Source organism: Pantoea sp. CFCC18179 (assembly GCF_059412405.1).
Genome location: NZ_JBNBPM010000009.1, coordinates 147,249 through 173,014, shown reverse-complemented (window position 1 = coordinate 173,014; position 25,766 = coordinate 147,249). Strand labels below are relative to the sequence as shown.

The window sequence follows — 25,766 nt, the reverse complement described above, 5'->3', positions numbered from 1 at the left end:
GGTCGTGATGGTGAGATTAAGTTTTTAGCGCGAAGTTCCTAATAAAGTTTTAGGCAAAGGTAAAAAATTGTTCGCCATCTTTACAAAACTGCGCTTATTCAACCGCCATTAAACGTCGATATTCATCCCACGCATAATTGTCCGTCATGCCGCTAATGTAGTCCTGAATCAGACGTGCACGATAATAGCGTTCCCACAATAAGCGCTGATATTTATGCTCGACAATTAATGAACGCATATGCTGCTGATAGGCTTTACGGTGTTTGCCCGAAAGTTTATGAAACAGTCGGGTTTCAATCGGATGTTTCGCCAGAAAATCATCTTGCATCAAGGTGGTGAATTGCTCGTAATCCAATAACAATAAGGATTGATATATTTCCAGCAATCCTTTAATCACCCGATAGCCTTGTAATTCCAGTTGCTCCACTTCCGGATGATTAAATACCTGCTGGCGCGCCACGGTTTTAAATAACTTTAGCAAGCGCCCTTCATCACCTTCATCTTCCAGCAACGCGTGATTGAAATTGCCTTCATAAATCGCCGGTAAATTATCAATAAATCGCCGTACCGCATGACTGACCAACACATTCTGCACGTTAACGCGCAGCGACATAAAGAATTGATCGCTGATACTGCGGCGTTTTTTCTGGTTGGCTTCTTTCCACGCATCACCGATGGTGCGGCTGAACACATCGCCGGTTTTAACCGGTCCCCATGCATCAAGCAGATGCTTATATAGGGTTTCGACATGGAAGATATCTTTTTCCACCGCGTCATCCAGATCGGCAATGCAATATGAGATATCGTCGGCGGCTTCCATTATCCACGTTAGCGGGAAACGGTGATGCTCTGGAATATGGGTGGCTTCACGTAATTCGGCAACATATTCCCGTTCGGATAAATAGAATCCCGGTTTTTTCATTAATACGCTGAACTCAGCCGGTTTATCACCTTGCCACCAAGCCGGCGCGGTATATTTCAAAATACAGGCCACTTGCGCGTAGCTGAGATTAAGTTGCAGCAGCGTATGCACCAGACGAATCGCTTGCGCGTTGCCTTCGAAATGGCATAAATCCTGGCGGATCATGGCATTCATTTGGTCGAAAGCTTTACGATCGTTATCGTCTGCCACGCCCGCCACCAGCGGATCGACCAACTCTGCGGGTAGATTATCATCGAACCAATCGTTGATTGCCGCTTCACCGAAATGACCAAACGGTGGATTGCCGACATCATGCAGCAAACACGCCATCTCAATCAGACTTTCAAACGCGCCTTCAAACTCATCCAGGCCGTAATTCGCTAACCCGCCGCCTTGCGTTTTCAGCGCTTGCAGGATCTCTTTGGTGATGTAACGGCCGGTTTGCTGCACTTCGAGCGAATGCGTCAGACGTGAGCGCACGGCGGCATTACGTTCTAATGGGAAGACCTGAGTTTTTTGTTGCAGACGGCGAATCGCGGCGGAATTAATAATACGTCCACGGTCGCTTTCAAAATGGCGGGTAATAAAGTATTCGCCTTCGGGATCTTTGCGGCTGGTATAAGGGCGGGTAAAACTGATCTTCTTCCTGAAATTGATCGTCGCCATAATTACCCCTTATTTTTTCGTGAATTCATCCTCAATCAGCCATGGTAGACTATGCCTCACTTTTACGCGTGACATCCATTAAATTAGCGAGATTCTTATGAAAGTAGGCATTATTGGCGCGATGGAGCAGGAAGTTACTCTGCTGCGAGACAAGATTGAAAACCGCCAGACACTCACGCTGGCGGGCTGCGAAATTTACACTGGCGCAATCAACGGTGTTGACGTGGCGCTGCTGAAATCAGGCATTGGTAAAACCGCCGCCGCACTCGGCACCACTTTGTTGCTGGAGCTGTGCAAGCCGGACGTGGTGGTTAACACCGGTTCTGCTGGCGGATTAGCGCCTACGCTGAAAGTCGGCGATATCGTGGTATCTGACGAAGTGCGCTATCACGATGCCGATGTCACCGCTTTTGGTTATGAGCCAGGCCAAATGGCCGGTTGCCCAGCGGCGTTCACCGCTGATGACAAGCTGATTGCCGCCGCCGAACAGGTGATCAAACAGCTCGACCTCAATGCCGTACGCGGCTTGGTAGTTAGCGGCGATGCGTTCATTAATGGCGCTGCACCGCTGGCGCGCATCCGCAGCACCTTCCCGCAGGCGATTGCGGTTGAAATGGAAGCCACGGCGATTGGTCACGTTTGCCATCAGTTCAAGGTGCCATTTGTGGTGGTACGCGCCATTTCTGATGTCGCCGATCAGGAATCTCACCTCAGCTTTGACGAATTCCTCAGCGTTGCCGCGAAACAATCGTCATTGATGGTGGAAAACCTGCTGGTACAGCTGGCGCGTGGCTAAGTATGTTCTGCTTGGGCTATTGCTACTGTGCAATAGCCTGTTTGCCGCCGCACCGCGCGTCATCACCCTTTCCCCGCACCTGACTGAACTGGCGTTTGCCGCTGGCATCACGCCGATTGCGGTTAGCGCCTATTCTGACTATCCGCCGCAGGCTAAAGTGTTGGAGCAAGTCGCCAACTGGCAAGGAATTAAGGTGGAGCGCATCTTGCAACTCAAGCCGGATGTGGTGCTGGCGTGGCGTGGCGGCAATCCGCAGCGGCAAATCGAACAACTGCAACGTTTTGGCATTAAGGTTGAGTGGATCGATCCGCAGACTATCGATCAAATGATTGATGCGCTTGCCGGATTAAAACAGTGGAGCCCGCAACCGCAGCAGGCGATAGATGCCGCGCAAGCGCTGCGCCAGCAGGAAGCGGCGTTGCGTCAGCAGTATCAGCAGCAAACGCCCATCGCGTTGTTCTTGCAGTTCGGCCAGCAACCGCTGTTTACCGCGTCACGTAATACGCTTCAAAATCAGGTCATTGAACTGTGCGGCGGCAGGAATATTTTTTCCGATAGCAGCGTCAGTTGGCCGCAGGTGAGCCGCGAGCAGGTGTTAATGCGCCATCCGCAAGCGATTGTGATTGGCGGAGACGCCGCGCACGCTGCCAGTATCGCCAAATTCTGGCAGCCACAGCTTAATGTGCCGGTGATCGCCATCAATGATGATTGGCTCAGTCGTCCCGGCCCGCGCATGTTATTGGCAGCGAAACAACTGTGCGCCGATTTACATCCGACGAAAAAAAGCACCAATAAAGATTAAAGATTCGGCAAAATTTGTCGTAAATCATAATACAAGGCACAGCCGCCACGTATGCTCTGTGCCCTTTTTAGCGCCTAGCGCAATTTTGTCTTCACCAGGAACTATTCATGACCAGAGCTCTGCTGCTGGCCATAGGACTCGTAATCGCTGCACCACTGAGTGCGGCGACATCAACCGGTTCTATCGCCGTCACGCTGACGATCTTTTCACGTTGCGATATTTCACGCCAGAGTGAAAAAACGCTGCCAACCGTTGATTGTGGCCGCCACTTTAGCGCACAGCCACGTATCACTGAACGGGTATTAAAACGCGATGCTCAACGCCGCGAATCCGCGCGTTTAGTCACTGTTGAATGGTAAGAATCTGGCTACCAGGACGGCAGCCAGAAGCAGCATTAGATGCTGAAGGAAGAGCCGCAACCGCAGGTGGTTTTGGCGTTCGGGTTAGTCACGATAAAACGTGAACCTTCCAGACCTTCGGTGTAATCCACCGAACCGCCCACCAGATATTGCAGACTCATAGGATCGACCACCAGCGCCACGCCTTGTTTCTCGATGGTCATGTCGCCGTCATTCATTTGATCGTCAAACGTGAAGCCGTACTGGAAACCGCTGCAACCGCCGCCGGTGATATAGACGCGCAATTTCAGTTCTGGATTTTCTTCATCAGCAATCAGGTTTTTCACTTTTTTAGCTGCTGCATCAGTGAATTGCAAAGGCAGTGCTGCTAAGTCGTCACTCATCTTTTACTCCGGGTAAACGTCGAGGTCAGAAAACGACCTTAATTTCGCTATTATCTGCCAGCCGTCCAGTGCAATCAAGTGCCGTGCTTGACACTGTGTGCCGCCTGCCTTGCGCTAAAGTATAGCCATGCTTGAGGCTTTCGTGCCTACGCGCCTTTCACCGCAGGCCGTTCTTCCCGTAGAATGGCGCCAATTTTTTCCGAACAGCAGGAGCAGAATAATGAGTAAGTCAGAAAGCCTGTATGCCGCAGCGCAACGCCTGATCCCCGGCGGTGTGAACTCTCCGGTACGTGCTTTTACCGGTGTAGGCGGCGTGCCGCTGTTCATCGAACGCGCTGACGGCGCCTATTTGTATGATGCCGATGGCAAAGGTTACATCGATTATGTCGGTTCGTGGGGCCCGATGGTGTTGGGTCACAACAACGCCAACATCCGTAATGCGGTGATTGAAGCGGCCTCACGTGGCTTGAGCTTTGGTGCGCCGACTGAAATGGAAGTGAAAATGGCTGAGTTGGTGTGCGAACTGGTGCCAAGCATGGATATGGTGCGCATGGTTAACTCCGGCACCGAAGCCACCATGAGCGCCATTCGTCTGGCGCGCGGCTTCACCCATCGCGACAAAATCATCAAATTCGAAGGCTGCTATCACGGCCACGCCGATTGCCTGTTGGTGAAAGCCGGTTCCGGTGCATTGACGCTCGGCCAACCTAATTCTCCGGGCGTACCGGCGGATTTCGCCAAACACACGCTGACCTGCACCTATAACGATTTAGCCAGCGTGCGCGAGGCGTTCGAGCAATATCCCGCCGATATCGCCTGCATCATCGTTGAGCCGGTCGCGGGCAACATGAACTGCATTCCGCCACAGCCTGATTTCCTGCCGGGCCTGCGCGCATTGTGCGACGAGTTCGGCGCATTGCTGATCATCGACGAAGTGATGACCGGTTTCCGTGTGGCACTGGGCGGCGCTCAGGCTTATTACGATGTGACGCCAGATCTGACCTGCCTCGGAAAAATCATCGGCGGAGGCATGCCCGTAGGCGCATTTGGTGGTCGTCGCGATGTGATGGATGCGCTGGCACCTACCGGCCCGGTTTACCAGGCGGGCACGCTGTCTGGCAACCCAATTGCGATGGCGGCGGGCTTTGCTTGTCTGTCGCAGATTGCGCAGCCGGGCACCCACAGCACGCTGACCGATCTGACCACGCAACTGTCAGAAGGTTTGCTGGCCGCGGCTAAAGCGGAAAACATCCCGCTGGTGATCAACCACGTTGGCGGCATGTTCGGGATTTTCTTCACGGATGCGGAAAGCGTGACTTGCTACGCGGATGTGACTCAGTGCGATGTTGAACGCTTTAAGCGTTTCTTCCATTTGATGCTGGAAGAAGGCGTGTATCTGGCGCCATCCGCGTTCGAAGCGGGCTTCATGTCGCTGGCGCATAGCAAAGAAGATATCCAACGCACCATTGATGCGGCACGCCGCAGCTTCGCGAAGCTATAACGTAATAAGGGCGCCGATTGGCGCCCTTCTGCTATGCGCGACGCAACAACCAGATAAAGTACGGCGCACCAAAGAAGGTCGCCATTAAACCGGCCGGAATCTGATCCGGGAACGCCAGCATCCTGCCGCACCAATCGGCGAAAATCATCAAGCCGCCGCCTAACAATCCTGACATCAGCAGTTGCGGTAACGCGCGACGGAAGCCCAGCATGCGCACGATATGTGGCGCCATCAAACCGACAAAACTCAATGGTCCGATGGTCAAGGTTGCCGTCGCGGTCAATGCCGCCGCCAGCAGCAGCAAACTTAACCGTGAAGCCGTCAACGACATCCCCGCCGAACGTGCGGTGGCGCTGCCAAGCGGCAACAGCGTTAACCAACGGCTCGCCAGCGGCGCTAAGGCAATCAGCACCACGCCAACCAGCGCGCTTTGCAGCGCTTGCTGCATATTGATGTTGTAGGTGGAACCAGAAATCCAGCTCAGCAAGCCGCCCATACGCGGATCGCCGCTGGCCAGCAGCACCATCAATAAGGTAACAAAGGCGCTATTGAGCGCCATCCCCGCCAGCAGCATACGCTCTGGCGAAAAGCCGCCACGACTGGCGACCAGCATAATGATCAACAGCGTTAACGCCGCGCCCAATGCACCGGCGGGCAGCAACCACGCCACTGCGTTGCCAGGTACGAAGAACATCATTACCACCACGCCGCACGCCGCACCGGAACTGATGCCCAACACTTCCGGGCTGGCCATCGGATTGCCGGTGAGACGTTGAATCAGCGCGCCCGCCACGCCCAGCATCATGCCGACGATCAACGCCGCCAGCACGCGCGGCGCTCGCCATGGCAACAGTTGGTGCAGCATCTCGCCGCCCACCCAGCTAAAACCGGTGGCATCGCGGCCAAAGGTAATCCCGACCCAACTCAACAGCGCCAGCAGCAGCAATCCAAGCAAACACCAGCGCAGCACCTTCTGCCGTTCGGCAGGCACTTTATCGCCTTGATTGAGCACTGGCGGCACCGATCCGGTACGCAGACGCGGCAACAGCCACAGCAGAATTGGCACGCCGATCAACGCCGTTGCGGTGCCGGTTGACACTTCGCGCCAGTGGCTGGTGAGCCACAACACGCATTGATCAGCCAACCACAGCAGCAGCGCACCAATTAACGGTGCTAACAGCATGCGGCTGATCAGACGGCGTCCGCCCAGCAGTTTCGCCAGCAGCGGCGCAAACAGGCCGATAAAGCCAATGATGCCTGCCACATTCACCAACTGCGCACTGAGCAAAATCGCCAGCGCTAACGTGGCGATGCGCGCAACCGACAGCGCCAGCCCGAGATTTTTCGCTACACCATCGTCCAATCCCATCAGCGTTAAGGGGCGCAGTAACGCCAGCGTCAACACCAACGCCAGCAGCAGACGCGGCCACAACTGCGCCACGTTATGCCCGTCAAGCTGGTTGAGTGCGCCAGTGCTCCACAGGAACATGTTCTGCAACTGATCGTGGTTGAAGATGGCAAAGATTTGATTCACCGAACCGGCGTACAGGCTTAACACCAAGCCAGCAAGGATCAGCGTTACTGGCGACAGACGTTTGCCCCAAGCCACGCCAAACACCAGCGCGCCGACGATCACCGCGCCGCCCATTGCGGCAAATTGCTGCGTGAACTCGCCGCCAGGTAAATGCCACAGCGTCGCCACGGTGATACCGAGCTGCGCGCCCGACGACACGCCCAGCGTAGTCGGTTCCGCCAGCGGATTGCGCAGCACTTGCTGGAACAGCAATCCGGCCAGACCCAGCCCAGCACCGACCAGCAATGACAGCGCTAAGCGCGACAGCAAGCTATGGTGAAACACCACTTGCTGAATATTGTTGATATCGGGCGCAAAGAACGCCTGCGACCACTGTTCAACCGGCAACGCCTGGCGCAGGTTGATGAACGTCAGCGTCAACGCCAACAGGCAGATCGCACTCAGCAGCGCGACGGGAAAAAGACGTTGGCGCATCAGTGCGACTCCAGCGCGTGTTCCAGCACGCGGACAAATTTCAGTGCCGAATAAGTGGCGCCGTAATACCACGCCGCCGGCACGCGTTGAAAACGTTGCGCGCGCACAAAGGGCAGCGCCTGCCACAGCGCGCTTTTCATCACACGTTGCATATCGCGATCATTATCGTGATCGAAGCAGATCACCTGCACATCGCCAACGTTTGCCAAACGCTCCAATCCCACCACCGCGCTGCCCCAGAAGTTGGTTTCGCCTTGCCAGGCATTCCTCAGCCCAAGGATCTCCATCACTTCAAGGAATAAACTGTTTTTACCGAAGGTAATCGCATGGCGACTATCCATCAGCGACATCAGCAATATCGGGCGATCGGCCCACGATTGCAGGCGTTCACGTGCCGCCGCCAACTGCTGATCAACGAACTGCAAATGCTGCTCGGCCTGCGCTTCGCGTCCAATGCGCGCCCCCAACGCCCGCAATGATTTACGCGCGGTGCTGAGTGGTTTACCGTCGCCGCTGTTGAGATCAAATCCCATGGTTGGCGCGATACGGTGCAGTTTTTCCAGCGACGGTCCGTAACCGTTGGAGTGCAGAATCAATGAAGGTTCGAGCTGCGCCATCAGCTCCAGATTGGGTTCGGTGCGCAAGCCCAGATCGATAATGTTGGCGGGCAGTTTGGGTTCGCCGACCCACACGTTGTAGTTGTGCATATCGGCGACGCCAAGCGGCGTGACGCCCAGCGCCATCAGTAACTCAACCGGCAACCATTCCAGCGCCAGAATACGCTGGGTATCGGGCAAGCCGGCGCGCAATGGAAAAGCGCTCATCAATGGCGACAGCGCCAGCGCCGTAATTAATCGGCGACGAGAGAGGTTAAGCATGCGGCCTCAATAGACAAAACTGACGGGCGCGCCGCCCTGCGGATGCGGCAATATCCCCATTGGAATACCGTAAATATTGCCCAGCACCTCGGCCTGCATGATCTCATCCGGGCCGCCTTCGGCAATCACTTCACCGCCGCGTAACGCCACCAGGCAATCGCAATAACGCGCCGCCATATTGAGATCGTGCAGCACCGCAATCACCGTTAACCCGCGCTCACGGCTCAAACGTTGAATCAGCGCCAGCACATCAACCTGATGCGCGATATCCAGCGCCGACGTCGGTTCATCCAGCAGCAAGCAGCGGCTGTTTTGCGCCACCAGCATCGCTAACCACGCGCGCTGACGTTCGCCGCCGGACAAGCTATCAACCAGACGATGAGCAAAGGGTTTCAATCCCACCAACGTAATCGCCTCATCAACGCGGTCGCGATCTTCCTGACCGTAACGTCCCAACGCGCCATGCCACGGATAACGACCAATCGCCACCAGCTCGCGCACCGTCATGCCTTCCGCCGCCGGTAATTGCTGCGGCAGATACGCGACCTGACGGGCAAAATCTTTGCTGCCCCAACTTTCCAGCGCATCGTCATTCAGCAGCACGCGACCTTCACTCGCCACGTGATGACGGCCAAGCATTTTCAGCAGTGTGGATTTGCCGGAACCGTTGTGACCGATCAGCGCCGTGACTTTTCCCGGCGCGAAGGTGAGCGACAGCGGATGCAGCAACGTGCGGCCTGGCACACGAAAACTGACGTTATCCAGCCTGAAGGTGGTTTCTGCGTGGTGCGGATGCTGCATGATAATCCCTGGTTAATAGGCGCCGGAGCGCCCTTTTTATCAGTATCAGAAGCGGAACGTCGCGGTAGCGACAACTTGGCGACCCGCGCCCCAGAAGCAACCGTAAGTCTGGAAGCAGCTGGCAACGTATTCACGGTCAAGCAGGTTATTCACATTCAACGCGATGCTCGAACCGTACAGCCCAACGCGGCCCAGATCGTATTTCACCATCGCATCCATCACCGCAGCGCTGCCGACTTTAAAGGTGTTGGCAGGATCGCCATAGCTTGAACCAATGTAACGGCCACCGACACCGGCGCTAAAGCCACTCAATGCCCCTTCATTGAAGGTGTAATCACCCCACAATGAAGCCATCTGTTTCGGCACCTGAACCGGCGTGTTGCCTTTCAGGGTGAAATCTTTGGTGTATTCCGCGTCGGTGTAAGTGTACGAAGCGATCATGTTGATGTTGGCATTAAGCGCCGCTTTGGCTTCCAGTTCCGCACCGCGCGCACGAATTTCACCTGATGGAACCTGTTTCAGTCCATTGTTAGGATCGGAGGACAGGTTGTTGGTTTTGGTCAGGTTATACAGCGCAGCCGTCAGGACGATTGGGCGATCTTTTGGAACGTATTTGACGCCAACTTCGTACTGCTCACCTTTCGACGGTGCAAAGCTTTGACGCGGCGTGCCGAACAGATCAAAGTCATTTGGCTCAAATGATTGGCTGTAGCTGAAATACGGCGTAATACCGTTATCAAACAGATAGTTGATGCCGCCGCGCCAGGTAAATTGGCTATCATTACGTGAAACGCTACCGTTGTCGCTGCGAACTACGCTGTTTTGTTGCAGCCAGTCGTAACGTCCACCGATAGTCAGCAACCATTTATTCCACTCGGCCTGATCCTGAACATACAGACCGGTTTGCTTCATCTCATTCAGCTGATAAGGCGTCGCTGAACCAAAATCAAAGTCATCATGCTGCGGATTATAGAGATCCATTGGTGTGGCCGAACCAAACGCAGCATTGATGTCATTACGCATACGCTGGAAATCTACGCCAGTCAGCAAAGTATGTTGAACATCGCTGGTAGCAAATTTGCTTTCTAACTGCGTATCCACGGTGAAGTTTTGCAGACGCTCATTATCCACCACGGTATTGCGTTGCAAGGTATGGTCGAGTTCGCCTACTGGAACCGTTGGGCAACTGGCTGCGGTACAAATCCCCTGACCATAAACCGTTTTCTGCGCGGTTTTCATTTCGGTGAAACGCAGGTTCTGACGCACGGTGAAAGTGTCATCAAAGCTATGTTCAAAGGCGTAACCGACCATACGCTCATAGCGCGAATAGCTGTTGTTATTAGCCCCTTCGTTGAAGTTATTCGGTAAACGACTGCCGTTTGGCAGCGGTTTTACCGTGCCTTCCATCGGCAACCAACCGTAATAACCGGTTTCCGGCTCATTTTGCAGATAAGAGAGGAAGGTAAAGCTGGTGCGATCGTTTGGACGCCAGGTAAATGACGGTGCGATGGCGTAGCGCTTCTGCTTGGCATTGTCCTGCTGATCGTTATTGGAACGCGCCATGCCGGTTAAACGATATGAAAACTCACCGTCATCGTCCAGCGCATCACTGAAATCGAAGCCGGTTTGCATCAGATTGTCAGTGCCCATTTTGAACTGCACTTCGCGCAAGGTTTCCGTGGTTGGGCGCTTGCTGACCATGGTAACGATACCGCCGGGATTGCTTTTCCCGTACAACACCGACGTAGGTCCGCGCAACACTTCGACGCGTTCCAGCATGTAAGGATCGATCACGGCATCATTGTAGAAATTGCCCTGCATCTTCAAGCCGTCGAGATAGTTGTTCTGGTTTTGGCCGCTTGAAGAGAAACCACGGATGATCACTTGATCGTAAGTATTGGATGAACCGCGCGTGCCACTCATGACGCCTGGCGTGTATCCCAACGCTTCTTTCACTGAATTAGGCTGACGAATGTCCATCTCCTGACGCGTCACCACAGAAACCGATTGCGGATTCTTTTCGATCGGCGTGTCGGTTTTGGTACCGGTGGCGCTGTGCTTCGCGGCGATAGTCGGCGACGGGCCCCACGCGCTTTCTTGTGGCGCGGTGCTATTGGCATCCGCACTCACCACAACAGTCTCTTCGGCCAACGCTTGTGCGCTGAGGGTGCCCATGCTCAGGGCAATCAATAAAGCTAACGGGCGTCGGGTGGAAATCGCGCGCAAAGAACAAGGATTGTTTCGTGTATTCATAAAGTGGGATCTCTCGAAAAATGTCGATGCAGGTGAATACAAACGAGAATGATTATTATGACGCACGGATTTTAGGCGAAAGCGCGCCTTAATCGCAACTTGTAATGCCCGCGAGCGCGGCGTTTGCCGCCAGATCGTGCAAATCTATGATCGCGATTAATAAAGTTTCAGGCGTAAAAAAGGGCGCCGCAGCGCCCTTAAGAGGTTCAACAACTTATTACTTGCTGCCGAACATATCTTTAATCCAGCCTGCTACGCCGTCTGAGTCTTTTTGCTCATTCTGCGGTTGCTGCTGTTGTTGTTGCTGTTGCTGCTCTTGTTGTTGCTGCAACTGCTGCTGTTGTTGCTGAACCTGCTGTTGCTGCTGTTGGCACAGCGCATTGGGATCCAACGACCACACCGGCAGCGAACGCCAGGTGCTGCTGCCGCTACCGCAAATGAAGTTACCCGCAGAATCGACGTTCATCTGCGTGATATCTTCCGGCGGCGTCAGCACCAGCGGCATTGGTGCCTGATTGTCGAGGTAGCGACGATATAGCTGCATCGCACCACTGGCACCGTACAGTTTCGAGGTCTGGTTGTTATCGCGGCCAACCCAGGTAATCGCCACTTCTTTGCCATCCACGCCAGCAAACCAGCTATCGATCAGGTCGTTGGTGGTACCGGTTTTACCTGCCAGATGCGCATTCGGGTAACGCGCACCTAAGGCACGCGCGGTGCCGTGATCGGCCACTTGCTGCATAGTGTAGAGCGTCAGATACGCGGCCTGCGCCGGTTCAACACGCTGCGCCTGCGGATAGCTCTGATACAGCACCGTGCCATCTTCCGCGATCACCGAACGCACCGCCGACAACTCAGCGCGGTTACCGCCGCTGGCAATCGACTGGAACGCCTGCGCCACTTCGATTGGCGTTAGGTTCAACGCACCCAACAACATCGCTGGCACGGGATGCAGCTGATCTTTCGGCACGCCCAGTTTGGTCCAGGTATCGACCACCGAATCCAGTCCCAATGTCATACCCAGGTTAACCGTTGGCACGTTCATTGAATTGGTCAACGCATCCACCAGCATCACTTTGCCGCTGAAACGACGATCGTCATTCATTGGCTTCCAAACTGTGCCGTTCGGCTGTTTGAGCGCGATCGGTTCATCTGCAATCCAACTGTTGAGACGATAGCTGTTCGGCTGGCTCAACGCGGTCAGATAGGTCGCCGGTTTCGCCAGCGATCCAATCGAACGACGCGCCTGCAACGCACGGTTGTAACCGGCGAACTGCGGATCGGCACCGCCGACCATGGCGCGCACTTCACCGCTGAAGCGATCGACCACCACCATCGCGGTTTCCAGATCTTTCAGGCCACGCTGTTTCTTCAGGGTTGGAATGCCTTCCACCACCGCTTTCTCGGCGGCATCCTGTGAGATCGCATCCAGCGTGGTGAAGATTTTCACGCCAGAGAGATCTTTCATTTTGTCGCCCAGCTTGGCTTGCAGCTCGTTACGCACCATCTGCATAAACGCGGGCTGCGGCGTGATCACGCCACCTTTCGGCTGCACGCCGAGTGGACGCGCCGACAGCATGTCATACAGTTCCTGGTCGATGACGTTCTGCTGCTGCAACAGACGCAGCACCAGATTACGACGCTCCAGCGCCAGTTTCGGGTTACGCCACGGATTGTACAGCGACGCACCTTTCACCATGCCGACCAGCATCGCTTGCTGATCAAGGCTCAGCTCATCCACCGGACGACCGAAGTAATACAGACTCGCCAGTGGGAAGCCGCGGATCTGATCGTTACCGGTTTGGCCGAGATAGACTTCGTTGAGATACAGCTCCAGGATGCGATCTTTGCTGTAACGCGCATCCATGATCACCGCCATATAGGCTTCACGCGCTTTACGCCACAGCGAACGCTCGTTGGTGAGGAACAGGTTTTTCACCAGCTGCTGCGTCAAGGTACTGCCGCCCTGCACCGCTTTACCGGCGGTGATGTTGGCGAGGAACGCACGACCAATCGAGTACGGGCTAATGCCGTCGTGCTCGTAGAAGTGACGATCTTCGGTGGCGATCAAGGTGCTGACCAGCAGATCCGGGAAACCGGCACGTGGCACGAACAGGCGCTGTTCACCGTTCGGCGACTGCAACATGGTGATCAGACGCGGATCGAGGCGGAAGAAGCCAAAATCGCGGCCGGTATCGAGGTTTTTAATCTCGCTCAACTCGTTGTTGCTAAACGTCAGACGCGCGTTGATCTGTCCTTCTTTACTGTCCGGGAAATCAAACGGACGACGCAACAGATCAATGGTGTTGCCTTTCACGCTGAACTCGCCCGGACGGGTGATGCGCGACACTTCGCGATACTGCGTGCCTTCCAGTAGCGCAATCATCTCTTTCTTGTCGTACGACATGCCCGGTTCGAGGCTCACCATGCGGCCATACACGGCAGCAGGCAATTGCCACACTTTTCCGTCGATACGGCTGCGGATTTCCGAGTCGAGATAAACGCCCCAGGCGGCCATCACAACCACAAAAATCAGGAAGAGTTTGATCAACCAGCCTAACCAGCGACGTTTGCCACGTGGCGAACGCTTTCCTTTACCTTTACCTTTTGGTGGCACCGGTCCACTCTCCTCATCTTCGTCAAAATCGTCCTGATCGATATCATCATCAAGTTCCCTGCGGCGACCCCGACTCGCAGTGCTGCGCGGCGGCTTTGGCGCTTTTCCTTTGCGCCCAATAGGTTCGCGATCGTTCCCAGACATGCTTTTATTCTCCAGGCATTGCTACGGCGGCGGCCGTTACTCTAACTGCTTTCTCGTGCTGCGCATGGCAGAACCCTCTGAATTCGATCCAGCGGTCACGATGAAAATTTCTTGGTCCGCCTTGTGGGTAAGGCGTTTGCCGGATCGTCCGGCCACGGATGTTTGGGATAACGTCCTTTCATCTCTTTCTGCACGTCCGGATAAGCACCGCGCCAGAACGCCGCGAGATCGCGGGTGATCTGCAACGGGCGATGCGCGGGAGAAAGCAGTTCCAACACCAGCGGCACGCGGCCTTCTGCCACCGCCGGATTCTGCGCTTCGCCAAACATCTCCTGAATACGCACTGCCAGCGCGGGTGGCTTTTCAGCATCATAGCGAATCGGCAGGCGGCTTCCGGTCGGCACAGTGTAATGAGTTGGCAGCACACTATCCAGCCGCTGACGTTGTGACCATGTCAGCAAATGTAATAATGCGCTGACCAAATTGATGTTCTGTAATCCCTTGAGATCGCGCACCGTGCCCATCTCCGGTAGCAACCAGCTTTCCAGCGTATCCAGCAGACTGTCATCGTCGAGCTGCGGCCACGCCTCTTCCGGCAGCCACTGAGCGGCGCAGTGCAAACGCAGGCGCAACTGTTGCGCATCCTCTTTCCAGCCCAATACCGACAAACCTTTTTCGCGGATCCAGCGCAACATCGCCGGATGCAAGATGTCCGCTTCCGGACGCGCCTGTGGCTGTGCTTTTAGGACCAGCGCACCAATGAGTTCACGCTTCCAGGCACGCAACGTGCCCTTCTCTTCATCCCATTCGACATCGGTGCGCTGCTCGACCAAATTCGGACACTGCTGACGCAGCGCGTCGATATCCACTGGCAGCGCCAGCAACATGCGCGCATCGGCGACGCTGGCACCTTGCAGCAAGGTCGGCGCAATCAGCCATTCATAACGACTTAAACCGTCCTGTTCATTGAGCATCGCGCCAATGCCGTTCGCCAGCTGATAACGCGCACTGTCACCGCGACGCTGCGCCAGACGATCGGCAAAACCGGCAATCAGCAGTTGCGGGAACAGATCGGCATTCACCTTACCGCCGCTGGCATTCAGGCGCTTTTGCCACTGACGCGCGCGGCGCTGCCAATGCGCTTGCGGATAATTGAGCGCATCGCGCAGATCAACGCTACCGCTACGCGGCGGATCTTCGAGAATCGCCACCAACAATGCCGCGCTGGCGATGGCATCGTTATCTTGTTCAGCTGCCACCAAAATGGCGCTCAAACGCGGATCGCTGCCCAGCGCCGCCATTTTGCGCCCACGCGCATTAAGGGTGTGATTGTCCAGCGCGCCTAGCTGGGTGAGTTGCTGACAAGCCGCGCGCAGATTGCGCGGCGGCGGTGCATCAAGCCACATCAGCTGCGCCGCATCCTGGCAACCCCATTGCAGCAAATCGATCTGGAGCGAGGTTAAATCACTATTGAGGATTTCGGGTTCGCTCTGCGCCGCTGCACGTAGCGCTTGCTCCTGCGGCAGCAAATGCAGGCAAATGCCCGCTTCCAGACGACCGGCTCGCCCGGCGCGCTGCGTCATCGACGCCTGGCTGATGCGCTGGGTTTGCAATCGCGTCACGCCGCTGCGCAGGTCAAACTGCGCCGAGCGTTCCAATGCGCTATCCACCACCAAACGAATGCCTTCGATGGTCAAACTGGTTTCAGCGATATTGGTCGCCAGCACCACTTTGCGGCGACCCGCGGGCGACGGCAAAATCGCGCGTCGCTGCGCATCCAACGATAACGCACCATATAAAGGAGAGAGATCAACGTCTTCACTGACGCGCGCTTCCAACTCGCGTTTCACCCGTTCGATCTCGGCGACGCCCGGCAAGAACAGCAACAGCGAACCTGACTCATCGCGCAGCAACTGCGCCACTTCACGCGCCACCGCTTCCTCGAAGCGTTGCTGGCTGTTGAGCGAAGCATAACGCCGCGTTACCGGGAAGCTGCGTCCAGCAGAAACAATCAACGGCGCATGCGGCAATAATTGCTGCAAGCGTTGGTTATCCAGCGTGGCCGACATCAGCAGAATTTTCAGGTCATCGCGCAGCCCTTGCTGTACATCGAGCAATAGCGCCAGCGCCAGATCGGCCTGCAAGCTGCGTTCGTGAAATTCATCGAGGATCACCAGCGATACGCCTTCCAGCATCGGATCGCGCTGCAACATGCGCGTTAGAATGCCTTCAGTCACCACTTCCAGCCGCGTATGGGCACCGCAACAGTTTTCACCGCGCATGCGATATCCAACGGTGTCGCCCGGCTGCTCGCCTAGCTGTTCCGCCAGTCGCTGCGCCACATTGCGTGCCGCTAAACGGCGCGGCTCCAGCATGATTATGCGGCCAGACAATTGAGCGTGTTGCAGCAGTTGCAATGGCAGCCAGGTGGATTTACCTGCGCCGGTGGGCGCCGCCAGCAACACCTGTGGCGACTGAGCTAGCGCGGCCAGCAATTCAGGCAGCACCTCGCTTACCGGTAATTCACTCAAACTCAACTCCCATCGCCCTGTGCTAAGATGGCGCGCATTGTATCACTACTTCCCAACCGATTTACTGGAGGACAATTTGGCAACGCAACGTCTGTTTTTTGCTCTTGAACTGCCCGATCCTCTCCAGCAACAGTTGGTACAGTGGCGCGCCGATAACTTCAGCGCTGAAGCCGGTAAACCGGTGGCAGCGGCCAATTTGCATCTGACGTTGGCGTTTCTCGGCGACGTCAGCGATGAAACCTCGCACAAGCTGCAACTGCTTGCGTCACGCATCGTCCAGCCCGGTTTTGCGCTGGATTTGGATGATGCCGGACACTGGCCGCGTCCCGGCGTGGTGTGGCTCGGTTGCCAGCGTGCGCCACGCGGTTTGCTGCAGCTGGCAAGTTTGTTGCGCGCGCAAGCGGCACGTCACGGATGTGCGCAGAGCGCGCAGCCGTTTCACCCGCATGTCACGCTGTTACGTCACGCCGCACCACAGGTTGCGCTGCCACCGCGCGGTTTCCATTGGCGCGCTGACATCCAACACTTTGCGCTGTTCGCCTCGAACGTAACGCGTGGCCGCACCCGCTATCAGGCGCTGGCCCGCTGGCCACTGTTATCATCCTCAGGAGAGTAAATGCAGTTCGATCCGCCCCTCAAATCCGCCCGCTTGATCGCCCGTTATAAACGCTTTTTAGCCGATGTGGTAACGCCAGAAGGTGAAACGCTGACCATCCATTGTGCCAACACTGGCGCGATGACCGGCTGCGCCACGCCTGGCGATACGGTGTGGTATTCCACCAGCGACAGCGCCACGCGCAAATATCCACACAGTTGGGAATTGACCGAAACTCAACAAGGCCATTGGATCTGCGTGAATACGCTGCGCGCCAATCAACTGGTGCGCGAGGCGTTAACCCTTGATGCGATTCCGGAATTGTCCGGTTACAGCCGCTGCCAACCTGAAGTAAAATATGGCACGGAAAAAAGCCGAATTGATTTCCTGTTACAAGCAGATGGCAGATCGAACTGCTATATTGAAGTCAAGTCCGTCACCCTTTTACATCAAGGTAAAGGTTATTTTCCGGATGCCGTGACGACTCGAGGCCAGAAACATCTGCGCGAACTCAGCACGATCGTGGCAGAAGGTCATCGGGCCATTTTGTTGTTTGCAGTTCTGCATTCGGGGATTGAGGACGTCTCCCCGGCACGCCATATCGACGTGCAATACGCAGAACTACTGGAGCAGGCGCAACGCTGTGGCGTAGAGGTGTTAGCGTACCAGGCTGAGATTTCACCGCTAAAGATATTACTGACGCATCCGATTAACGTAGCGTTGTAATATTTATAGCAATTTGGTGTGATAGGAATGTTCTGGGCGGTGCGCTGAATACGCGAATGTTAAGAGGCTTGTCAANTTCACCGCTAAAGATATTACTGACGCATCCGATTAACGTAGCGTTGTAATATTTATAGCAATTTGGTGTGATAGGAATGTTCTGGGCGGTGCGCTGAATACGCGAATGTTAAGAGGCTTGTCAAGCTGTGGTCAGGAATAATTGCCAACCTTGATTGCTTCTGCTATTTATAGCGGCCTGTTTTTTTCCCTTTATGGGAATCGATAAACCCTAAACGTTTCGAGTTGCAGGAACGCAGCCAACGCACCTGTAACCTGAAGTCTGAGGGGAAGTGCGTGTTATCCAGGAGAAACAACATGCAAGAAGGGCAAAACCGTAAAACATCGTCCCTGAGTATCCTCGCCATTGCTGGAGTGGAACCTTATCAGGTGAAACCGGGCGAAGAGTATATGAACGACGCCCAGCTAGGCCATTTCCGTAAGATTCTGGAAGCCTGGCGCAACCAACTTCGGGATGAAGTAGATCGCACTGTATCGCACATGCAGGACGAAGCTGCTAACTTCCCGGATCCGGTCGACCGTGCCGCACAGGAAGAAGAGTTCAGCCTGGAATTGCGTAACCGCGATCGTGAGCGCAAACTCATTAAAAAGATTGAGAAAACGCTTAAGAAAGTGGATGACGACGATTTTGGCTACTGCGATTCCTGCGGTGTAGAAATTGGTATTCGCCGCCTTGAAGCGCGTCCGACTGCCGATCTCTGCATTGACTGCAAAACGCTGGCAGAAATCCGCGAGAAGCAGATGGCTGGCTAATGGCCGTGAGCAGACTGTCACCGCACAGCCGGGAAAATCCCTGTTTTCCCGACGTGCGGTACACCTTCCTATGAGTACTTCATCTTCCTGTATTGGGCGTTTCGCTCCCTCTCCTTCTGGTGATCTCCATTTTGGTTCGCTTATCGCTGCGTTAGGCAGCTACCTGAGTGCGCGTGCGCAACAGGGACGCTGGTTAGTGCGCATTGAAGATATCGATCCGCCGCGTGAAGTCGCCGGTGCCGCTACGCGTATTTTGCAGCAACTGGAGCATTACGGATTGCATTGGGATGGCGACGTGTTGTGGCAATCGCAGCGGCATGACGCGTATCGCGCAGCGCTTAGCTGGTTGCAAAGCCATCGCCAAAGCTACTTTTGCCGCTGCACGCGCAGCCGCATTCAGCAGCTCGGCGGTTTTTACGACGGCCATTGCCGCGATTTGCATCTGCCAGCCGAGAATGCCGCCTTGCGCCTGCGCCAACACGCGCCGGTCAACGGTTTCGACGATGTGCTGCGCGGCTATTTGCAGGCGGATACGCAGCTGGCACAGGAAGACTTTATTATCCATCGCCGCGATGGGCTGTTCGCCTATAACCTGGCGGTGGTGGTCGATGACCATTTTCAAGGCGTGACGGAAATTGTGCGCGGCGCGGATTTAATCGAGCCGACGGTGCGCCAGATTGCGCTGTATCAGCAACTTGATTGGCCGGTGCCGGAATATCTGCATCTGCCGCTGGCGGTAAATGCCGACGGCAACAAACTTTCGAAGCAAAATCATGCGCCGGCGCTACCGCAAGGCGATGCGCGGCCGATAATAGTGGAAGCGCTGCGCTTCCTTGGCCAACCGGTTTCGCCAGGTTGGCAGGACGAATCGCTGGAAAGCCTGCTGAAACAGGCTGTCGCACAGTGGAATATCCGTCTGATTCCGTTGCAGAACGCCCTGAAGCCCGATGAAACGACATCGGCATTCCTAAATGGTTCTCAACAGGCTATGATTAGCCGCTGATTTTATTAACACCCATTTTCTCACTGTCGAGGTGTCCCATTTTTACCCGAGTCGCTAATTTTTGCCGGAGAGTCCTCAAGCGTGATGAGGAGGCGCCTGAAGAGGTGGAAACCGAGAGTCAGATGACCGTCATTCCACGAGAAAGCCACAACATCTCACGCAAAGATATCAGCGAAAACGCCCTCAAAGTGCTCTATCGTCTGAACAAAGCCGGATACGAAGCTTACCTGGTTGGCGGCGGCGTGCGCGATTTGCTGCTCGGCAGCAAGCCGAAAGACTTTGATATCACCACCAACGCCACGCCAGAACAGATGCGTAAGCTGTTCCGCAACTGCCGTTTGGTGGGTCGTCGTTTCCGTCTGGCACATGTGATGTTCGGACCGGAAGTGATCGAAGTCGCCACTTTCCGCGGCCATCATCAGGAAGAGAGCGAAGAAGATCGCAACAGTTCGCAGCGCGGCCAAAACGGCATGCTGCTGCGCGACAATATTTTCGGCAGCATTGAAGACGATGCTCAACGCCGCGATCTCACCATCAACAGCCTGTATTACAGCGTGGCGGATTTCACCGTGCGCGACTACGTTGGTGGTCTGCATGATTTGCAGGAAGGCATCATTCGCCTGATTGGCGATCCAGAAACGCGTTATCGCGAAGATCCGGTACGTATGCTGCGCGTGGTGCGTTTTGCCGCCAAGCTGGAGATGCGTATCGCTGCCGAAACCGCTGAGCCGATTCCGCGCCTCGCCACGCTGCTGAACGACATTCCGCCTGCGCGCCTGTTCGAAGAATCGCTCAAGCTGCTGCAAGCCGGTTACGGTTATCGCACCTATCAGATGATGCGCGAATATCAATTGTTCCAGCCGCTGTTCCCTACACTGACGCGCGGCTTCACCGCCGAAAGCGACAGCCTGATGGAACGTATGCTAGCGCAGGTGCTAAAAAACACCGACAGCCGCATTCAAAACGATATGCGCGTTAATCCGGCCTTCCTGTTTGCCGCAATGTTCTGGTATCCGCAGTTGGAATCCGCCGAGCGCATCGCGCAAGAAAGCGGCCTGACCTATTACGATGCCTTCGCGCTTTCGATGAACGAAACGCTGGATGAAGCCTGCCGCGCGCTGGCAATTCCAAAGCGTATTACCACGCTGGTGCGCGATATCTGGCAGTTGCAGTTGCGCATGTCACGTCGTCATGGCAAACGCGCCTGGAAGCTGATGGAGCATCCTAAGTTCCGCGCCGCCTACGATTTAATGGCGCTGCGTGCTGATGTCGAGAAGAATCCAGAGCTACAAAAACTGACGCATTGGTGGGGCGAATTCCAGGCCGCCGCGCCGGTGCAGCAGAAAACCATGATGACCACGTTGGGCGACGATCCGGCACCACGCCGCAAACCGCGCCGTCCACGTCGCCGTCCAACCGGGCCACGCACTAACCCGCCGCAATGACCCGCGTTTATCTCGCTTTAGGCAGTAATTTGGCTGATCCGCTGCATCAGGTTGATGCAGCGTTGGCCGCGCTCGATGCCATTCCGCACACCTCGCGCATACACACCTCGTCGTTTTATCGCACACCGCCGTACGGCCCGCAGGATCAGCCCGATTACCTCAATGCGGTTGTCGAACTGGAAACTGCTCTGGAAGCGGAAGCGCTGCTCGATCACACGCAACGCATCGAACTTGAGCATGGTCGCGTACGCAAAGCCGAACGTTGGGGACCGCGCACGCTGGACCTCGACATCATGCTGTTTGGCAACCAAACGATTAACACGCCACGCCTTACCGTGCCGCATTACGACATGCACAATCGCGCCTTTATGCTGGTGCCATTGCTGGAAATCGCACCGCAAATAACGCTGCCGAACGGACAAGAATTGTCGGTGATCCTCGCTCAGCTTGATCGCAGCGCAATCCGTTTGTGGTCTGAGTAAGCCGTAGTACACTGCGCGCATCAGAAAACTCTGGAGTGCGTGATGAAACCAACTACCCTCACCCATTTACGCCAACTGAAAGCCAGCGGCCGCAAATTCGCGACCTTAACCGCTTACGATTTCAGTTTTGCCCGCCTGTTTGCTAACGAAGGCATTCAGGTGATGCTGATTGGCGACTCGCTTGGTATGACTGTTCAGGGCCACGATTCCACCTTGCCGGTCACGGTAGCGGATATCGCCTATCACACCGCCGCGGTACGTCGTGGCGCGCCCAATGCCTTGCTGATGTCTGACTTGCCGTTCATGAGTTACGCCACGCCAGAACAGACCTTTGCCAACGCCGCTGAGCTGATGCGCGCCGGTGCCAACCTGGTGAAGCTGGAAGGCGGCGCATGGCTGGCAGATAGCGTGCGTATGCTCGCCGAACGCGCGGTGCCGGTGTGCGGACACTTAGGGTTGACGCCGCAATCGGTCAACGTGTTTGGCGGCTACAAAGTGCAGGGCCGCGACGAAGCCGCCGCAGAACGTTTGCTGGCCGATGCGCTGGCACTGGAAGCGGCAGGCATGCAGTTGCTGGTGCTGGAGTGTGTGCCGGTGGCGCTGGCTGAACGCGTCACCAAAGCGCTGAGCGTACCGGTGATAGGCATTGGTGCCGGTAATGTCACCGACGGCCAGATTCTGGTGATGCACGACGCCTTCGGAATTACCGGTGGACACATCCCCAAATTTGCTAAAAATTTCCTCGCGGAAACCGGCGACATTCGCGCGGCGATTCGCCAATATATCGCCGACGTTGAAGCGGGCACCTATCCAGCCGCTGAACACAGTTTCCAGTAAATCAGGAGATTTGCAGTGCTGATCATTGAAACATTGCCGATGCTGCGTCGTGAAATCCGTCGCTTGCGTCAGGCGGGTAAACGTATCGCGCTGGTGCCCACCATGGGCAACCTGCATGACGGCCATCTCACCTTGGTCGATGAAGCGCGTGAACGTGCTGATATTGTAGTGGTCTCGATTTTCGTTAACCCGATGCAGTTTGATCGTCCCGACGATCTGGCGCGCTACCCACGCACTTTGCAGGACGACTGCGAAAAACTGAATCGCCACAGTGTTGATTTGGTGTTCGCGCCCGCGCCCGCCGATGTTTATCCAAAAGGCCTCGACAGCCAAACCTTCGTCGAAGTGCCGGGTTTATCATCATTGCTGGAAGGCGCCAGCCGTCCAGGCCATTTTCGTGGCGTCTCCACCATCGTCAGCAAGCTGTTTAATCTGGTGCAGCCGGACATCGCCTGCTTTGGCGAGAAAGATTTTCAGCAGTTGGCGATCATCCGCAAGATGGTGGCGGATATGGGCTTTGACATTGAAATTGTTGGCGTACCGACGGTGCGCGCCAAAGATGGCTTAGCGCTGAGTTCGCGCAACGGCTATCTCACTGCCGACGAGCGTAATATTGCTGCCGGTTTAAGCCAAGTGATGAACAGCATGGCCGAGCGCTTAAGCAACGGCGAGCGTCATGTAGAAGAGATTATTGAACAAGCCGAAGCGGCGCTGCGTGACAAGGGTTTTCGTCCAGACGGATTGGCGATTTGCGATGCCGAAACCCTGCAATCGCTCACCGTCGATAGCCAGCGCGCAGTGATTTTGATGGCCGCATGGTTGGGCAATGCGCGCCTGATCGATAATCAGCAAGTGGATCTTACGGAGTAAAAGATGATTCGTACCGTGTTACAGGGCAAACTGCACCGCGTGAAAGTCACCCAGGCAGATTTGCACTACGAAGGTTCCTGCGCCATTGACCAGGATTTCCTTGATGCATCCGGCATTCTGCAATATGAAGCCATCGACATTTACAACGTCACCAACGGCCAGCGTTTTTCGACCTACGCGATTGCCGCCGAACGTGGCTCGAAGATCATATCGGTCAACGGTGCCGCGGCACGCTGCGCCTGCGCCGGCGATATCATGATCATCTGCTCTTACGTGCAGGTGGAAGATGAAGTGGCCCGCAGCTGGCAGCCAAAAGTCGCCTATTTCGAAGGCGATAACGAAATGAAGCGCCTCGCCAAAGCGTTACCGGTGCAGGTGGCTTGATACAAAAAGGGCGCGGTTTTGACACCGCGCCCTTTTGTTTTGGTTGCCATAAATGGCAACCCTACTATCCCACATACCACTCCGCTGTCGTAGGGTCGCCATTCATGGTGACCTTCATAAATCACGCAGCAAAAACTAGGTACGCAACCCACGTCCACGCTGAATCAGCGAATACACCAGCACATAAAACACCACGATAAACGCGATCAGCACCGACATGGTAAACACCAACGGCACATCGCTAATGCCGAGGAAACCATAACGGAAGCCGCTGATCATATACACCACCGGATTCAGCTTCGACACCGCTTGCCAGAACGGCGGCAGCAGCGTCAGCGAATAAAACACGCCGCCGAGATAGGTTAATGGCGTCAGCACGAAGGTGGGAATCAGGCTGATATCGTCAAAGGTGCGCGCAAACACCGCATTCAGCAGGCCAGCCAGCGAGAACAAAATCGCCGTCAGCAGCAGCGTCAGCGCCACCATCGACCACGAATGCACATGGAACGGCACAAAGAACAGTGAAATCGCCGTCACCAGAATCCCGACGCACACGCCACGCGCCACGCCGCCGCCGACATAACCGGCAATGATAATGTGCGTTGGCACTGGCGCCACCAGCAGTTCTTCAATGTTGCGCTGGAACTTGGCGCTGAAGAACGACGATGCCACGTTGGCATAAGCGTTGGTGATCACCGCCATCATGATCAAGCCCGGCACGATGAACTGCATGTAGCTGAAACCGTGCATATCGCCGATGCGCGAACCAATCAAATTACCGAAGATGATGAAATAGAGCGTCATGGTGATCACCGGCGGCACCAGCGTCTGAATCCAGATGCGGGCAAAACGGTTGATCTCTTTGCTCCAGATGCTCTTGAGCGCCACCCAATACAAGTGCGTCATGCTTTCACTCCTGTTTTTCCCTGTGTCAGGCTGACGAACAGCTCTTCAAGGCGGTTTGCTTTGTTACGCATGCTCAACACCTGCACGCCCTGCGCACTCAGCTGGCTAAACACGCTGTTCAGCCCTTGCTCACGCATCACTTCCACTTCCAGCGTCGAGGTATCAACAAGGCGATACTGGAAGCCTTCCAGCTGCGGCAACGGGCTGCGCGGCGCGAGATCGAGGATAAAGGTTTCGGATTGCAGCTTAGACAGCAAGCCTTTCATCGAGGTGTTTTCCACCAGCTCGCCGCTCTGAATAATGCCGATATTGCGGCACAGCATTTCTGCTTCTTCCAGATAGTGCGTGGTCAGAATGATGGTGGTGCCTTTGATGTTGAGATCTTTCAGGAAGGTCCACATCGAACGACGTAACTCGATATCGACGCCAGCGGTCGGTTCATCGAGAATCAACAATTTCGGTTCGTGCATCAGCGCACGCGCGATCATCAAACGGCGCTTCATGCCGCCAGAAAGCATGCGCGCACGTTCGTTGCGTTTGCCCCACAAATCCAGCTGATTGAGGTATTTTTCCGCGCGCTTATTGGCTTCCGCACGTTCCACGCCGTAATAACCGGCCTGATTCACCACAATCTGCATCACGGTTTCAAACGGATTGAAGTTGAACTCTTGCGGCACTAGCCCAAGCTGACGTTTGGCGTTCACCACGTCTTTTTGCAGGTCGTAACCAAATACCCGCACGCTGCCGCCCGATTTATTCACCAGCGAGCTAATAATGCCGATGGTGGTGGATTTGCCTGCGCCATTAGGCCCGAGCAAGGCATAAAAATCCCCTGCTTCCACATTGAGATCGAGTCCTTTCAGCGCCTGAACGCCGCCGGGATAGGTCTTGGTCAGCCCGGAAATTTCCAGTGCATATGTCATTGCGAATCCATACCTTGTTGTAGTGACATCAAAGCCAGATGAAAAATGATAGTGCGCGCGAATCGTGTCGCGTTCATTAAGATTAAGAAATCAATGGAGTTTAGCA

The 25,766-nt window shown here is 55.4% G+C and carries 23 protein-coding genes; 13 read left to right on the top strand and 10 right to left on the bottom strand.

The window, feature by feature from the left end:
* Positions 1–94 precede the first annotated feature (94 nt).
* Positions 95–1,588, bottom strand: coding sequence for a dGTPase (dgt, locus tag ACPUC7_RS17510; RefSeq protein WP_494923862.1), 1,494 nt, complete (start codon positions 1,586–1,588; stop codon positions 95–97).
* Between the two features lie 97 nt (positions 1,589–1,685).
* Here dgt and mtnN point away from each other — a divergent pair, with 97 nt between their 5' ends.
* From mtnN to ACPUC7_RS17495, 3 genes are all read left to right on the top strand, one after another.
* Positions 1,686–2,384: a 5'-methylthioadenosine/S-adenosylhomocysteine nucleosidase gene (gene mtnN, locus ACPUC7_RS17505; RefSeq protein WP_343553253.1), complete on the top strand. Its 699-nt coding sequence runs from the start codon at positions 1,686–1,688 to the stop codon at positions 2,382–2,384.
* The gene (btuF, locus tag ACPUC7_RS17500; RefSeq protein WP_494923861.1) at positions 2,377–3,186 is read left to right on the top strand and encodes a vitamin B12 ABC transporter substrate-binding protein BtuF; all 810 of its coding nucleotides are present in this window, start codon (positions 2,377–2,379) and stop codon (positions 3,184–3,186) included. Before mtnN ends, btuF begins: the two co-directional genes overlap by 8 nt.
* A 107-nt stretch (positions 3,187–3,293) precedes the next feature.
* Positions 3,294–3,545: a hypothetical protein gene (locus ACPUC7_RS17495; RefSeq protein ID WP_494923860.1), complete on the top strand. Its 252-nt coding sequence runs from the start codon at positions 3,294–3,296 to the stop codon at positions 3,543–3,545.
* A gap of 35 nt (positions 3,546–3,580) precedes the next feature.
* Here the strand turns inward: ACPUC7_RS17495 and erpA are convergent, their stop codons facing one another.
* Positions 3,581–3,928, bottom strand: coding sequence for an iron-sulfur cluster insertion protein ErpA (gene erpA / locus ACPUC7_RS17490; RefSeq protein ID WP_343553250.1), 348 nt, complete (start codon positions 3,926–3,928; stop codon positions 3,581–3,583).
* A 220-nt stretch (positions 3,929–4,148) separates the two neighbouring features.
* On the opposite strand from erpA, the gene hemL reads away from it, so the two are divergent.
* Entirely contained in the window at positions 4,149–5,429 is a 1,281-nt protein-coding gene (gene hemL, locus ACPUC7_RS17485) for a glutamate-1-semialdehyde 2,1-aminomutase (RefSeq protein WP_343553249.1), read from the top strand.
* Positions 5,430–5,460: 31 nt separating this feature from the next.
* Here hemL and fhuB read toward each other — a convergent pair whose 3' ends face one another.
* From fhuB to hrpB, 6 genes are all read right to left on the bottom strand, one after another.
* On the bottom strand, positions 5,461–7,437 hold the full coding sequence (gene fhuB / locus ACPUC7_RS17480; protein ID WP_494923859.1) for a Fe(3+)-hydroxamate ABC transporter permease FhuB: 1,977 nt from the start codon (positions 7,435–7,437) through the stop codon (positions 5,461–5,463).
* Entirely contained in the window at positions 7,437–8,315 is an 879-nt protein-coding gene (gene fhuD / locus ACPUC7_RS17475) for a Fe(3+)-hydroxamate ABC transporter substrate-binding protein FhuD (RefSeq protein WP_494923858.1), read from the bottom strand. The genes fhuB and fhuD overlap by 1 nt, the downstream gene beginning before the upstream one ends.
* Before the next feature lie 6 nt (positions 8,316–8,321).
* Positions 8,322–9,116: a Fe3+-hydroxamate ABC transporter ATP-binding protein FhuC gene (gene fhuC, locus ACPUC7_RS17470; protein ID WP_494923857.1), complete on the bottom strand. Its 795-nt coding sequence runs from the start codon at positions 9,114–9,116 to the stop codon at positions 8,322–8,324.
* Between the two features lie 45 nt (positions 9,117–9,161).
* The gene (gene fhuA, locus ACPUC7_RS17465; protein ID WP_494923856.1) at positions 9,162–11,369 is read right to left on the bottom strand and encodes a ferrichrome porin FhuA; all 2,208 of its coding nucleotides are present in this window, start codon (positions 11,367–11,369) and stop codon (positions 9,162–9,164) included.
* Between the two features lie 217 nt (positions 11,370–11,586).
* Positions 11,587–14,130, bottom strand: a complete 2,544-nt coding sequence (mrcB, locus tag ACPUC7_RS17460; RefSeq protein WP_494923855.1) for a bifunctional glycosyl transferase/transpeptidase — start codon at positions 14,128–14,130, stop codon at positions 11,587–11,589.
* 95 nt (positions 14,131–14,225) lie between these two features.
* On the bottom strand, positions 14,226–16,661 hold the full coding sequence (gene hrpB / locus ACPUC7_RS17455; RefSeq protein ID WP_494923854.1) for an ATP-dependent helicase HrpB: 2,436 nt from the start codon (positions 16,659–16,661) through the stop codon (positions 14,226–14,228).
* A 76-nt stretch (positions 16,662–16,737) separates the two neighbouring features.
* On the opposite strand from hrpB, the gene thpR reads away from it, so the two are divergent.
* The 9 genes from thpR to panD all read left to right on the top strand — a co-directional run bounded on the left by thpR (position 16,738) and on the right by panD (position 23,831).
* Positions 16,738–17,277: an RNA 2',3'-cyclic phosphodiesterase gene (gene thpR, locus ACPUC7_RS17450; protein ID WP_494923853.1), complete on the top strand. Its 540-nt coding sequence runs from the start codon at positions 16,738–16,740 to the stop codon at positions 17,275–17,277.
* Positions 17,278–17,982 carry a DNA/RNA nuclease SfsA gene (gene sfsA, locus ACPUC7_RS17445; protein ID WP_494923852.1) on the top strand — a complete coding sequence of 235 codons (705 nt, stop codon included), beginning with the start codon at positions 17,278–17,280 and terminating at the stop codon, positions 17,980–17,982. It begins immediately after the preceding gene.
* Between the two features lie 372 nt (positions 17,983–18,354).
* The gene (gene dksA, locus ACPUC7_RS17440) at positions 18,355–18,810 is read left to right on the top strand and encodes an RNA polymerase-binding protein DksA (protein ID WP_007888770.1); all 456 of its coding nucleotides are present in this window, start codon (positions 18,355–18,357) and stop codon (positions 18,808–18,810) included.
* Positions 18,811–18,880: 70 nt separating this feature from the next.
* On the top strand, positions 18,881–19,813 hold the full coding sequence (gene gluQRS, locus ACPUC7_RS17435; RefSeq protein ID WP_494923851.1) for a tRNA glutamyl-Q(34) synthetase GluQRS: 933 nt from the start codon (positions 18,881–18,883) through the stop codon (positions 19,811–19,813).
* Positions 19,814–19,851: 38 nt separating this feature from the next.
* Positions 19,852–21,258 carry a polynucleotide adenylyltransferase PcnB gene (pcnB, locus tag ACPUC7_RS17430; protein WP_343553262.1) on the top strand — a complete coding sequence of 469 codons (1,407 nt, stop codon included), beginning with the start codon at positions 19,852–19,854 and terminating at the stop codon, positions 21,256–21,258.
* Positions 21,255–21,740 carry a 2-amino-4-hydroxy-6-hydroxymethyldihydropteridine diphosphokinase gene (folK, locus tag ACPUC7_RS17425; protein ID WP_494923850.1) on the top strand — a complete coding sequence of 162 codons (486 nt, stop codon included), beginning with the start codon at positions 21,255–21,257 and terminating at the stop codon, positions 21,738–21,740. Before pcnB ends, folK begins: the two co-directional genes overlap by 4 nt.
* Positions 21,741–21,782: 42 nt before the next feature.
* Positions 21,783–22,577 (top strand): 3-methyl-2-oxobutanoate hydroxymethyltransferase, encoded by a 795-nt coding sequence (panB, locus tag ACPUC7_RS17420; RefSeq protein WP_494923849.1) that lies wholly within the window; start codon positions 21,783–21,785, stop codon positions 22,575–22,577.
* A gap of 15 nt (positions 22,578–22,592) precedes the next feature.
* A complete protein-coding gene (panC, locus tag ACPUC7_RS17415) occupies positions 22,593–23,447 on the top strand; it encodes a pantoate--beta-alanine ligase (RefSeq protein WP_494923848.1) in 855 nt (284 codons plus the stop codon).
* Between the two features lie 3 nt (positions 23,448–23,450).
* Positions 23,451–23,831 carry an aspartate 1-decarboxylase gene (gene panD, locus ACPUC7_RS17410; protein WP_007888760.1) on the top strand — a complete coding sequence of 127 codons (381 nt, stop codon included), beginning with the start codon at positions 23,451–23,453 and terminating at the stop codon, positions 23,829–23,831.
* A 135-nt stretch (positions 23,832–23,966) separates the two neighbouring features.
* Here panD and ACPUC7_RS17405 read toward each other — a convergent pair whose 3' ends face one another.
* Together ACPUC7_RS17405 and ACPUC7_RS17400 are read right to left on the bottom strand one after the other, a co-directional pair.
* Positions 23,967–24,737 carry an ABC transporter permease gene (locus ACPUC7_RS17405; protein ID WP_343553236.1) on the bottom strand — a complete coding sequence of 257 codons (771 nt, stop codon included), beginning with the start codon at positions 24,735–24,737 and terminating at the stop codon, positions 23,967–23,969.
* Positions 24,734–25,660, bottom strand: coding sequence for an ABC transporter ATP-binding protein (locus tag ACPUC7_RS17400; protein ID WP_343553235.1), 927 nt, complete (start codon positions 25,658–25,660; stop codon positions 24,734–24,736). The genes ACPUC7_RS17405 and ACPUC7_RS17400 overlap by 4 nt, the downstream gene beginning before the upstream one ends.
* Between the last annotated feature and the right edge of the window lie 106 nt (positions 25,661–25,766).